This window comes from Brevundimonas sp. (assembly GCF_013912005.1).
Taxonomy (GTDB): domain Bacteria; phylum Pseudomonadota; class Alphaproteobacteria; order Caulobacterales; family Caulobacteraceae; genus Brevundimonas.
On sequence record NZ_JACESB010000001.1, the window covers coordinates 133,188 to 145,009 of the forward strand.

The window sequence follows — 11,822 nt, forward strand, 5'->3', positions numbered from 1 at the left end:
CCTATTTCTCACTCAGGACCGGTCCTGACGCGTTCCCCCGGTTGGTCCGCCCGTACAGGCAGTCTCCGTCGTCAAGGGAAGCCGGCAGCCCGTGGATCAGGTTTACGGCGCATACGACCTGTCGTTTCTGACGAGCCCAATCTTTTCGCGATCCCGTGGACCCGTGGCCATCCCGGTCTATTCCGACGGCGCGGACTGGAAGGTCGGGTAGAGCTGGCGGACCACCATCCGCGCCCCTTCGCGGGACAGGTGGTCATCGTCGGCGTAGTAGAGAACCCCGTCTCGCTGGACGACGCATCGGTCGTCGCAAAGCAGGGCATCGGGCCTGACACGACGGACGTTCGGCACGGAGTCGAGGATCTCCAGCGCGGCGGCGTTGCGCTGCCGGAAGCGTTCTGATGACGTGCTGACGTCCGGGAGTGGCTCGCCTCTCGCATGGGCGATCATGTTCAGGCGGGCGGGGTTCCAGCCCGCCTCGGGCACGGGATAGAGGACCGTCACGCGCTTGGATTGGAGCGCCGTGAAGTAGTCGCGAACGGCCTGCCCCTTGTCGCCAATGTTCCGCCGGAAGGGGGCGTCGGCCTCTACTCCGCCTTCCCCATTGTCGAAGCCCCGGTCGCCGTCGGCGAGGCGCAGGGTCCAGCGGACGGCCACGATCACGTCGGTAACACCCGGGGCGGTGGCCTGTTCGATCATGCGGGCGTTGGCAGCCTCGCATCCCTCACGGGGCCCGCGGCTGTCGTGCAGGCCGGGGATGGGGTGGCAGAGGGTGTGGAGGAGAACGCCGGAGCGGCCATCGCGCGACAGGGCGGCGTCCAGCTCGTCGGCCAGGGCGTAAGCGTGGGAGTCGCCGAGAAGAACAACCGAAGGTGCGCCGCGGGCGCCAAGCGGGCAGGCGTGGACCCCGCCGCCGATTGCAGGGCACCCCTCGATTGACGACTTGACAGGCTCGGGCGGGGCCCGTCCCGGGAGACCCTGGCCGATCACGAGCGCCAGACCGGCGGACCCGATGAGGACCGAGCCAATGGCGGACCAGCCAAACACCTGAAGCCGGGTGAAGCGGTGCGGCTTGGCGATAAAGGGAGCCTCGACGTATCGCTGGCTGAGGCCGGCGAGGACGAGAGACAGGCCGCCCAGCGCAAGGAACAGCCACGCCGGGGGGTGGTTCGGGCTCATCAGGCGCGCGAAGGCGAACAGCGGCTGATGCCACAGGTAGGCGCTGTAGGACACCAGCCCGATCCAGACCATCGGTCCCCACGACAGGCCGCGCCCCACCAGCGAGCGACTGTCGGCGAAGGCGATGACCAGCACGGTCCCGATGACCGGCGGAAGCGCGGCCGGACCGGGAAACGGCGTGGAGGCGTCGTACAGGAACACCGGCCCGAGGATCAGGGCGAGGCCGAGCAGCGCGAGGCTGTTGCGGGGGCGGAGCGTCGGCGCGAGGGCCAGCAGCGATCCGGCCATCAGCTCCCATGCACGCGACGGGATCAGGTAGAAGTTGGCGTCCGGCGAAAGCCTCGCCAACCAGAGGCTGACGGCGAACGAAGCGACGGCCACGGCCGCGAAGGCGATGGGGAGCCAGAACTTCTGGAAGCGCAGCAGCAGGCCGACGAAGAGCGGGAAGAAAAGGTAATACTGCTCCTCGATCCCGAGGCTCCATGTGTGCAGGAGCGGCTTGAGTTCGGCGGCCCCCGCGAAATACCCGCTTTCTCGCCAGAACAGGATGTTCGAAACGAAAACGACGACGGCGATCAGGCTCTCGCCGAAGTCGACCAGCTCGCCAGGCCGCATCCAGTGGATTGCGAACGGGATGCACAGCCCGACCACGAGGAACAGGGCCGGCAGGATGCGCCGTGCGCGGCGCTCGTAGAATCCCGCCAGGGTGAACGACCCGGAGCGATGTTCCCGGACGATGATCGAGGTGATCAGGAAGCCGCTGAGGACGAAGAACACATCCACGCCGACATAGCCGCCAGCAAAGGCGCTGAACCCGGCGTGGAACAGGATGACGGGGAGAACGGCCACGGCGCGCAGGCCGGTGATCTCGGGTCGGTGTCCGCCCGCTACGTTCTGCCCTGCCCCGATCATCATCGCTCCTCTAAGCCACCGCGGCGGGAAGGCAAGACTTGACGCCCTGTGCTGCACCAGATCCATCCAAGTGGCTTGTCAAGCCATTGATTTGCTTGCCGCGAGCAAACCAATAGCTGTTTGGGGGGAGGACTGGTCTTGCTGGCGAACCCACGATTCGGGAGCAGAGGATCGCAGGTTCGAATCCTGGCGCCCTGGCCATGGGTCGGATGTGAAGCCCTCATGCAAAAGGTGAGGAGCTTGCAGAGATGAAGGCCTGATCCGGCCACAGACCGCACCGTCAGCGAGGCGATTGCTTCATCGCCTCGGAATCCGGCGATCTGCTGCACTCGATCCAGCGTCCCGTCATGGGCCTCGTGCCGGAAATCGGACACCCGGCAAACGCATCGGAAGCGGACGTCGCCCAAGGCAGGGGCGGAAGCGGTCGCTGACGGGCGGCTCAGGCCCGGGCCGCCGCCGGCGGTCAGAAGATCCAGTCCGTGTGATCCAGCAGGGCGCGGAGCCCCGTCCCGGACAGCCACGGGAAGCGGTCCGACAGGTGGGCTCGGACGGCCGTGGCGAACAGGTGCTCATCCTGGTCGCCGCGGAAGGGGCGGGACACGAAGGCCCGGAGCGTCGTCCGGGCGTCCCGCACGGACGTCTCCACGTCTTCCCGCTGGCCGGGTTCCAGTTCCGCCAGGAACGCCTGCAATCGCGCCTCGTCGGCCGAGGGGCGCAGCCACGCCGCGAGGGCCTGGTTGCGCAGGGCGTGGAGGGCGGCCTGGTCGCTCATCGCCCAAGGCTGACAGGCGCGGCCGGGGCGCGCAACGGCGCCGGTCGCCGCCCGGCGCGCAGGCCTGTCTGAACCTCGCGCAACGACCGGCGGTGATCCGGTTCAGCGCCCCGGGCGTAAGCCTGCCGCCGGATCAGAGGAGCGTGCAGTGAAGGACCTGCTGGGAGCGATCGACGAGGCGCCGACCGTGGCCGAGGTGGACGGGGAGATCGTCATTCTCGGGGAGCGGGTCGGGGTGGCCTATACGGTCGCCGCGGCGCGGGAGCTGAAGGCGCGGCTGGAGCGGGTGCTGGGCGCGTCTGCGCCGGCCCGGCTTGATCCCGCCGGCCCGGCGGCCTAGAGGCGGGGGACCGGCCGCGGCCGGCAAACGAGGTCTCCGCCATGCTCGCCCGCATCTACCGCCCCGCCAAGACCGCCATGCAGTCCGGCAAGGCCCGGTCGAGAGAGTGGCGGCTGGAGTTCGAGCCGGCCTCGGCCCGGACCATCGACCCGCTGATGGGCTGGACCTCGTCCTCGGACATGAACGGCCAGGTGCGGCTGACCTTCGACACGAAGGAAGAGGCGGTCGCCTACGCCGAGCGCTACGGCATTCCGTTCCGCCTGCACGAGCCGCAGGAGCCGCCGGTGATCCTGAAGGCCTACGCCGACAACTTCGCCCCCTACCGCAAGCAGCCCTGGACGCACTGACCGCCGGCCCGGCGGCCCGGCGGCCTGGGCGCGAGGCGTTCGCGCGGGTTTGCGCCCGCGCCCCGCCTCACGCTACTGGAGCCCCACGCCCCCGGGCGCCCTTAGCTCAGCTGGATAGAGCACCCGCCTTCTAAGCGGACGGTCGCAGGTTCGAATCCTGCAGGGCGCGCCAGGGGACTTGGCTCGGGCGGCGGAACGGCGTTCCGCAACTCTGTCCGCTGCGGCCGGTTGTCGAAGGGCTGCGGGGGCCTCTGACCGGAGCACACCATGAAAAAGACCCTGATCGCCGGGGCGCTCGGCCTCAGTCTGGCCGGCACCCAGGCTCTCGCCCAGGCCGACGCCGCCCCGCGGGTCGCCGACCGCATCGGCGCGCCGGCGGGCGCCAGCGAGGAGTTCGCCGGCGGCATGTCCGCCGGGCTGATCTTCGCCGCCGCCACGGTGGCGAGCTTCGCCGTCCTCGCCGCCGCCGCCGACGACGACAGCGAGAGCGACTGAGACCCCGCCGGCGCTCCGCTCCGGCGAGGCGCCGGCAACCTCGGCCGCGGGGCGTCGTTGAGGGGCGGTGAAGATCGCCACCTTCAACATCAACGGGATCAACTCCCGGCTGGCCGGACTGCTGGCGTGGCTGGGCGAGGCGGCGCCGGACGTGGTCTGCCTGCAGGAGCTGAAGGCGACCGGCGCGCAGTTTCCGGCGGCGGCGCTGCGCGCGGCCGGCTACGAGGCCGTGTGGAAGGGCGAGAGCCGCTGGAACGGGGTGGCCGTCCTGTCGCGGATCGGCGCGCCGATCGTCACCCGGCGCGAGCTGCCGGGCGATCCCGGCGACGGGCAGAGCCGCTACATCGAGGCGGCCGTGGGGGGCGTGCTGGTCGGCTGCCTGTACCTTCCCAACGGCAATCCGCAGCCGGGTCCGAAGTTCGACTACAAGCTGGCGTGGATGGCGCGGCTGGAGGCCCATGCGGCGACGTTGCTGGCCACGGGCGCGCCGGTGGTGCTGGCCGGGGACTACAACGTCGTGCCGACCGAGGCCGACATCTACAACAGCCGCTCGTGGAAGAAGGACGCCCTGCTGCAGCCGGAGAGCCGGGCCGCTTTCGCCGCCCTCGTCGGGCAGGGCTGGACCGATGCGATCCGCGAGCGTTTCCCGCACGATCCGCCGCCGTGGACCTTCTGGCAGTATTTCCGCCAGGCCTGGGAGCGGGACGCGGGGCTGCGCATCGACCACCTGCTGCTGAGCCCGGCGGCGGCGGCGCGGCTGACCGACGCCGGGGTGGACCGGGAGGTGCGGGGGCGGGAGAAGGCCAGCGACCACGCGCCGGTCTGGATCAGCCTTGACTGAGGGCGGCGCGCCAGGCGGCGAGGCCCGCTTCCAGGTCGGCGATCAGGTCGGCGGGATCCTCGAGGCCGACGTGCAGGCGCAGCAATTCGCCGGCGAGGCGGGGCGGGCGCTCCCGGAAGGCGAGTTGACCGGTCTCGTGGGTGATCAGGCTCTCGAACCCGCCCCAGGAGTAGCCGAGACCGAACAGCTCGAGGGCGTCCATCAGGGCGTGGGCGGCGGCGGCGTCGCCGCCCGTCATGACGACGCCGAAGAGAGAGGCGGCGCCGTTGTAGTCGCGGCGCCAGAGGTCATGGCCGGGGGCGCCGGGGAGGGCGGGGTGAAGCACCTGCGCGACCTCGGGCCGGCCCTGCAGCCATGCCGCCACCCGCAGGGCCGAGCGGGCCTGCTCGTCCATGCGCAGCGGCAGGGTGCGCAGGCCGCGGAGGGCCAGCCAGGCCTCGTCGGCCGAGACGCGCCAGCCGAGATCCTCAAGGGTGCCGGACACCTGGCGGCCGACGGCGGCGTCGGCGACGGCGATCGATCCCATCAGCAGGTCGGAATGGCCGCCGACGTACTTGGTCAGGGCCTGGACGCTGACGTCGACGCCGTGGGCCAGCGGCCGGAAGGCCAGGCCGGCGGCCCAGGTGTTGTCCATGACGGTGAGCACGCCGCGGGCGCGGCAGCCCGCGGCCAGCGCGGGGACGTCGACCAGTTCGAACGTCAGGGACGCCGGCGATTCGATCAGCACGAGGCGGGTGCGGTCGCCGATGGCGGCGAGAATGTCGTCGACCGGGGCGTCGGCGGGGTGGAAGCGGGTTCGGACGCCGCGGGGCGCGAGCCAGCGGGCGAGGAAGCGCCGGCTGGGGCCGTACAGGGCGTCGGTGGCCAGCACCTCGTCGCCGGGCCGCAACAGCGCCAGCAGCGGCGCCGTCACGGCGGCGAGACCGGATGGGACCAGCCAGACGTCGGCGGCGCCCTCGAGGTCGGCGAGGGCCGCGCGCAGCTCGCGGGCGGCGGCGAGATCCTCGATGCCGTAGACGGGGCCGAGGCTGTCGTCGCGCATGGCGGCGGGCGAATCGTTGAGCAGGGTGGAGGCGCGCTCGACCGGCGGCGAGACGGACCGGCGGCCGCGCCCGCGGCGGGTGGCGGCCGCGATCAGCCGGGTGCGTTCGGATCGTGGGGTCATGGCGGGGGCCCAAGGGTTGCGGCGCCGGGCTCAAAAGCCTCTAAACGGCGCAGGGGCGCAAGTGCGGCGACGAGGCGCGGAATGCGGACGACGGCGACGGGACGATCGATGGCTCTCGGGGCGGCCCTGGCCGCCGGTCTGGCGCTGGCCGCCTGCGGTCGCGGGGGCGAGGCGCCGGAGACCCGGCCCGAGGTCGAGCCGGTCGGCGCCGGGACCGCCGCGCCGGAGTTCGAGAGCGCGACCCTGCGCGCCGTCCAGCGGCGCGGCCGGCTGAACTGCGGGGTGCATGAGGGACTGGTCGGCTTCGCCTACACCGACAATCGGGGCCAGTGGCGGGGCTTCGACGTGGATTTCTGCCGGGCGCTGGCGGCGGCGGTGCTCGGCGACGCCGAGGCCGTGCGCTTCGTGCCGCTGTCCACCAGCCAGCGGTTCGAGGCGCTGCGCAGCGGGCGGGTCGACGTGCTGTGGCGCAGCACCTCCTGGACCCTCGCCCGCGAAGCGCAGGAGGGGGTGCGGTTCGCCGGGGTCAACTACTACGACGGGCAGGGCTTCCTGGTCCGCCGGGCGCTGGACCTGGCCACCGCGGCGGAGCTGAACGGCGCGCGCATCTGCGTGCAGCGCGATTCGACCTCCGAGCTGAACGTCGCCGACTGGTTCCGGGCCCGCGGCCTCGAGTACCGCCCGGTCGTCACCGCCAGCCAGGAGGCGGCGCGCGAGGCTTACGCCCGCGAGGACTGCGACGCGCTGAGCGCCGACATCTCGGCCCTGGCGGCGGCGCGCACCCTGCTGGCCAATCCGGAGCAGCACGCGGTGCTGCCCGACGTGATCTCCAAGGAGCCGCTCGGGCCGGCGGTGCGCCGGGGCGACGAGGGCTGGACCTCGATCGTGCGCTGGACCCTCAACGGCCTGATCCTGGCCGAGGAGCTGGGGATCACCCGGGAGAACGTCGAGCGGCTGGCGCGCGAATCGCGCGACCCCTCGGTGCGCCGGCTGCTCGGCGCCGAGGGCGAGTTCGGGCCGATGATGGGCTTGCGCGCCGACTGGATGAGGCGGGCCATCGCCGCCGGCGGCAACTACGGCGAGATCTTCGCCCGCAACGTCGGGGCGGATTCTTCGCTCGACCTGGCGCGCGGCTTGAACGCACAATGGAACGCGCGGCCGGGCGGATTGATCTACGCCCTGCCCATTCGATAAGCCGCCGGCAAGGGCGACGACGGGGGACCCATGGAAACGACCAAACGCGGCGGCGTACCGCTCTATGTGTGGATGCTGGCCGGCTTCCTGATCGGCCTGGGCGGGGGTCTGTACGTCAACCTCAACGGGCTGGAGGTGGTCCCCTGGGTGATGGAGATCATCCAGGCGGTCGGACAGATCTTCCTGCGCCTGCTGTTCATGCTGGTCCTGCCGCTGCTGTTCGCCGCCCTGGCGGTGGGCGTGGCCGAGATGGGCGACCTGAAGTCGCTGGGCCGCGTCGGGCTGAAGACCCTGCTGTTCACCATCCTCGTGTCGGCGATCGCCGTGGCCGTCGGCCTCGCCATGGTCAATGTGTTCGAGCCGGGCGTGGGGGTCGACCCGGCGCTGGCGCAGCAGCTGCTGGCCGAGGGCGCCGAGGGCGCGGCGGGCATCGTGGGCAGCGCCCCGCAGAGCATCGAGGCCGGCCAGTTCTTCCTCGACATGATCCCCTCGAACGTCGTGACCGCCGCGTCCGAGAACCAGATCCTGCCGGTCATGGTCTTCGCCCTGATCTTCGGCATCGGCATGGTGATGGCGAAGTCGCCGTCGACGGACCGGCTACAGGAGACCCTGCAGGGCCTGTTCGAGGTGATGATGAAGCTCATCAACCTCGTCATCAAACTGGCCCCGATCGCCATCGCCGCCCTGATGTTCAACCTCGCGGCGGTGTTCGGCTGGGACCTGCTGGTGCGGCTGGGGGCCTACGCCGCCGTGGCCCTGGGGGCGATGGCGATCCACATGTTCGTGGTCTACCCGCTGCTGGTCTGGATCTTCGGCGGCATGAACCCGCTGCGCTTCGCCAGCGGCGTGCGCGAGCCGTTCGTGGTCGCCTTCTCGACCGCCTCGTCCAACGCCACCCTGCCGATCGCGCTGAAGGCGGCGGAGGAGAAGCTGAAGCTGCCGCGGCGCATCTCGCGCTTCGTGCTGACCGTCGGCGCCACCGCCAACCAGAACGGCACCGCCCTGTTCGAGGGGGTGACGGTGCTGTTCCTCGCCCAGTTCTTCGGGGTCGAGCTGAGCCTGACCCAGCAGCTGGTGGTGATGCTGGTCTGCATCCTCGGCGGCATCGGCACCGCAGGCGTGCCGGCCGGATCGCTGCCGGTGATCGCCCTGATCCTGACCATGGTCGGCGTGCCGGCCGAGGGCATCGGCCTGGTGCTGGGGGTCGACCGCTTCCTCGACATGTGCCGGACCACGCTGAACGTCACCGGGGACCTGGTGGCGGCGACCGTGGTCTCGCGGGGCGAAAGCGACGACGTCGTGCCGGCGGACCTGCCGGAGCCGGTGGCGCCGCCGGCGACCTAGCGGCCCGTCGCCACGGGGCCGCCGTCGGGCGCGCCCCATTCGGCCCAGCTGCCGTCGTAGAGGCGGAACGGGCGGCCGAGCGCGGCGAGCGCCAGGCCGGCGATGGCCGCGGTGACGCCGGAGCCGCAGCTGGTGGTCACCGGGCGCTCCGGATCGAGCCCGGCCGCCGCGAAGGCGGCGCGCAGCTCGCCCGGCGGCCGGAGCCGTCCCTCCGGCGTCAGCAGGTCGGCGAAGGGCAGGTTGAGCGCCCCCGGCATATGGCCGCCGCGCAGGCCGGGACGGGGCTCCGCCGCCTCCCCGCGGAAGCGGGCCGCCGGCCGGACGTCCAGCACCTGGCCGTCGCCGGCGAGGGCGCGGCGCACGTCCTCCATCGAGGCGATCGCGGACGGGTCGGGCCGGGCATGGAAGGTCGCGGGCCGGGGTGCGGCGGCCGGTCCGCTGTCGAGCGGCAGGCCGGCGGCGCGCCAGGCGGGCAGGCCGCCGTCGAGCACCCGGACCCGCAGCGCCCCCATGGCCCTGAGCATCCACCAGGCCCGCGGCGCCGACCACAGGCCGACGCTGTCGTAGACGACGATGAGGGCGTCATCCGAGACGCCCAGCGACCCCATGCGCGCGGCGAAGGCCTCCGGCGGCGGCAGCATGTGCGGCAGCGGGCTCGCCGTGTCGGAACTGGCGTCGAGGTCGAGGAACACCGCGCCCGGCAGGCGCGCCGCCTCGAAGTCCGGCCGGCAGTCGCGACCGTCGAGGCTCCAGCTGGCGTCGACGGGGCGCAGGCCCGGATCGCCCAGGCGGGCGACGAGGTCGGCGGCGGAGATCAGCGGACTGTCGGACATGGCGGAGGGCTACGCCCGCCGTCAGGGCTTCGCCAGCGCCAGCTGGATCACGTCGGTGCGACCGAAGCGGAAGCCGGCCTCGCAATAGGCCAGGTAGAAGCGCCACAGGCGCCGGAAGCGCTCGTCGAAGCCGGGCGTGCGGCTGATCTCCGGCCAGGCGGCCTGGAAGCGCTCGTCCCACAGCTTCAGGGTGTCGGCGTAGTCGCGGCCGAACCGCTCGACCGCGCCCCACGCCAGCCCCGTCCGCTCCACGACGGGCTGCAGCGCGGCCTCGGACGGCAGCATGCCGCCGGGGAAGATGTACTTCTGGATGAAGTCCGCGCGCCGCCGGTAGCGGTGGAAGTGGGCGTGGTCGATGGTGATGATCTGCAGCCCGGCCCGTCCGCCGGGGACCAGGACGTCGCGGATGCGGCCGAAGTAGGCCGGCCAGTACTCCTCGCCCACCGCCTCGAACATCTCGATCGAGGCGACGCGGTCGAAGCGGCCGTCGACGTCGCGGTAGTCCACCAGCCGGATGTCGACCTGTTCGGCCAGCCCGGCCTCGAACATGCGTCGCCGGGCGAAGTCGAACTGCTGCTGCGAAATGGTGATGCCGGTGACGCGGGCGCCGACCTCCCGGGCCGCGAACTCCGCGAAGCCGCCCCAGCCGCAGCCGATCTCGAGCACCGACTGGCCCGGACGCAGCTCCATCATCCGGGCGAGGGCGGCGTACTTCTCCCGCTGGGCCGCCTCGAGCGCCTGCCCGGAGCGGGTGAAGCGGGCCGAGGAATAGGTCATCGAGGGGTCGAGCCAGGCCGCGTAGAAGGCGTTGCCGAGGTCGTAGTGGGCGTGGATGTTCCGCCGCGAACCGGCGCGGCTGTTGCGGTTCATCCGGTGGGCGATCCAGTTCAGCGCCCGCGCGACGGCGGCGCCGCGGAACAGGCGGCCGATGCGCGCCTGGTTGTAGAGCAGGCTCTCGAGCAGGGCGGCGAGGTCGGGGGCCTCCCACTCGCCGGCCATGTAGCCCTCGGCGAAGCCGATGTCGCCGGCGGCCAGGACGCGTCGGGCGAAGCCGTAGTCGCGCACCTCGAGCACGGCGCCCGGACCGGGGGCCCGCCCCTCCAGCCGGCGCACCTCGCCGTTCGGCAGGCGCACCGTCAGCCGGCCGGCCTGCCAGTTGGCGGTGAGCAGGCGCAGCAGGAAGTCGAACCCGCGCGGCGTGCGGGCGCCAGCCTCCAGACGATCGGCGGTCACCGAGGTCATGGGCGGGATGTTGGGTGGGGCGGCGGGGGCCGTCAATCCCCGTTCGGCCGGGCGCGGCGAGAAGCGGCGCCGGGCGGCGCGGCGGGGTCGGGGTCCGGTCATCGGGCAGGCTTCACATTGGGCGGCGACGTCGCTCACCTACGTCGGCGAAGCGCGGGCGGATGACCGCTCCGGTGGCGATCGGCCGCCGCCGCATGGTAGCCTTGCGTCCACCGCCCGCCGGCGCCACCTGAGCGCCGCAGATATCCGTCACAGACGCCGCGCCGTCCGCCCATCAGAAAGTCTCGCCGTGTCCCAGCCCAACGCCGTCATCGACCTCAAGGAAGGCCTGAAGCGTCCCGTCAGCATCGGCGGCGGCCAGCGCATCGTGTTCATCGCCGGTCCCTGCCAGCTGGAGAGCCGGCAGCACGCGCTGGAGATGGCCAACGCCCTGAAGGAGATCGGCGAGCGGCTGAACGTCGGCATCATCTACAAGACCAGCTTCGACAAGGCGAACCGCACCAGCGCGAACGCCGCGCGCGGCCTGGGCCTGGCGGGCTCGCTGCCGATCTTCGCCGAGATCCGCGAGAGCGTCGGCCTGCCGGTGCTGACCGACGTGCACAACGAGGCCCAGTGCGCCGAGGCCGCCCAAGCCGTCGACGTGCTGCAGATCCCCGCCTTCCTGAGCCGCCAGACCGACCTGCTGCTGGCCGCCGCGGCGACCGGCAAGGCGATCAACATCAAGAAGGGCCAGTTCCTCGCCCCCTGGGACATGAAGAACGTCATCGCCAAGGTGGTCGGGGCGGGCAATCCGAACGTCATGGCCTGCGAGCGGGGCGCCAGCTTCGGCTACAACACCCTGGTCAGCGACATGCGGGCCCTGCCGATCCTGCGCGAGATCGGCTGCCCCGTGGTCTTCGACGCGACGCACAGCGTGCAGCAGCCGGGCGGGCAGGGCACGTCCTCGGGCGGCCAGCGCGAGTTCGTGCCGGTGCTGGCCCGGGCCGCCGTCGCGGTGGGCGTCGACGCGGTGTTCATGGAGACCCACCAGGACCCGGACAACGCTCCGTCGGACGGGCCGAACATGGTGCCGCTCAGCGAGTTCGAGGCGCTGGCGGCGGACCTGCTGGCCTATGACGACCTGACCAAGGCGCGGATGGCGAAAGCGGCCTGAATCCGTTA

12 protein-coding genes and 1 tRNA gene are annotated in these 11,822 nt (G+C 72.0%); 8 read left to right on the top strand and 5 right to left on the bottom strand.

Features of this window, described 5'->3' with window-relative positions:
* Nucleotides 1-177 precede the first annotated feature (177 nt).
* Complete coding sequence (locus tag H2038_RS00720; protein WP_292108535.1) at nucleotides 178-2,088, bottom strand: acyltransferase family protein; 1,911 nt, start codon at nucleotides 2,086-2,088, stop codon at nucleotides 178-180.
* Nucleotides 2,089-2,551: 463 nt separating this feature from the next.
* Nucleotides 2,552-2,860, bottom strand: a complete 309-nt coding sequence (locus H2038_RS00725) for a hypothetical protein (RefSeq protein WP_292108536.1) — start codon at nucleotides 2,858-2,860, stop codon at nucleotides 2,552-2,554.
* Nucleotides 2,861-3,008: 148 nt separating this feature from the next.
* Between H2038_RS00725 and H2038_RS00730 the strand changes: the two genes are divergently transcribed.
* The 5 genes from H2038_RS00730 to H2038_RS00750 all read left to right on the top strand — a co-directional run bounded on the left by H2038_RS00730 (nucleotide 3,009) and on the right by H2038_RS00750 (nucleotide 4,883).
* Entirely contained in the window at nucleotides 3,009-3,200 is a 192-nt protein-coding gene (locus H2038_RS00730) for a hypothetical protein (protein ID WP_292108537.1), read from the top strand.
* 41 nt (nucleotides 3,201-3,241) lie between these two features.
* Nucleotides 3,242-3,547, top strand: a complete 306-nt coding sequence (locus H2038_RS00735; RefSeq protein ID WP_292108538.1) for an ETC complex I subunit — start codon at nucleotides 3,242-3,244, stop codon at nucleotides 3,545-3,547.
* A gap of 95 nt (nucleotides 3,548-3,642) precedes the next feature.
* A tRNA-Arg gene (locus tag H2038_RS00740) sits at nucleotides 3,643-3,719 on the top strand.
* 95 nt (nucleotides 3,720-3,814) lie between these two features.
* Nucleotides 3,815-4,042: a hypothetical protein gene (locus tag H2038_RS00745; RefSeq protein ID WP_292108539.1), complete on the top strand. Its 228-nt coding sequence runs from the start codon at nucleotides 3,815-3,817 to the stop codon at nucleotides 4,040-4,042.
* A gap of 67 nt (nucleotides 4,043-4,109) precedes the next feature.
* On the top strand, nucleotides 4,110-4,883 hold the full coding sequence (locus H2038_RS00750; RefSeq protein ID WP_292108540.1) for an exodeoxyribonuclease III: 774 nt from the start codon (nucleotides 4,110-4,112) through the stop codon (nucleotides 4,881-4,883).
* On the opposite strand, the gene metC is transcribed toward H2038_RS00750, so the two are convergent.
* Nucleotides 4,870-6,048 carry a cystathionine beta-lyase gene (gene metC, locus H2038_RS00755; RefSeq protein ID WP_292108541.1) on the bottom strand — a complete coding sequence of 393 codons (1,179 nt, stop codon included), beginning with the start codon at nucleotides 6,046-6,048 and terminating at the stop codon, nucleotides 4,870-4,872. The two genes, H2038_RS00750 and metC, sit on opposite strands and share 14 nt — an antisense overlap.
* Nucleotides 6,049-6,156: 108 nt before the next feature.
* Between metC and H2038_RS00760 the strand changes: the two genes are divergently transcribed.
* Both H2038_RS00760 and H2038_RS00765 read left to right on the top strand, forming a co-directional pair.
* Nucleotides 6,157-7,242, top strand: a complete 1,086-nt coding sequence (locus H2038_RS00760) for an amino acid ABC transporter substrate-binding protein (RefSeq protein WP_292108542.1) — start codon at nucleotides 6,157-6,159, stop codon at nucleotides 7,240-7,242.
* A gap of 30 nt (nucleotides 7,243-7,272) precedes the next feature.
* The gene (locus tag H2038_RS00765) at nucleotides 7,273-8,586 is read left to right on the top strand and encodes a dicarboxylate/amino acid:cation symporter (RefSeq protein ID WP_292108543.1); all 1,314 of its coding nucleotides are present in this window, start codon (nucleotides 7,273-7,275) and stop codon (nucleotides 8,584-8,586) included.
* On the opposite strand, the gene sseA is transcribed toward H2038_RS00765, so the two are convergent.
* Entirely contained in the window at nucleotides 8,583-9,419 is an 837-nt protein-coding gene (gene sseA, locus H2038_RS00770) for a 3-mercaptopyruvate sulfurtransferase (RefSeq protein WP_292108544.1), read from the bottom strand. The genes H2038_RS00765 and sseA overlap by 4 nt on opposite strands.
* Nucleotides 9,420-9,440: 21 nt before the next feature.
* Nucleotides 9,441-10,661 (bottom strand): cyclopropane-fatty-acyl-phospholipid synthase family protein, encoded by a 1,221-nt coding sequence (locus H2038_RS00775; protein WP_292108545.1) that lies wholly within the window; start codon nucleotides 10,659-10,661, stop codon nucleotides 9,441-9,443.
* A gap of 244 nt (nucleotides 10,662-10,905) precedes the next feature.
* On the opposite strand from H2038_RS00775, the gene kdsA reads away from it, so the two are divergent.
* Nucleotides 10,906-11,814 (top strand): 3-deoxy-8-phosphooctulonate synthase, encoded by a 909-nt coding sequence (gene kdsA, locus H2038_RS00780; protein WP_292108746.1) that lies wholly within the window; start codon nucleotides 10,906-10,908, stop codon nucleotides 11,812-11,814.
* The last annotated feature ends 8 nt before the right edge of the window (nucleotides 11,815-11,822 follow it).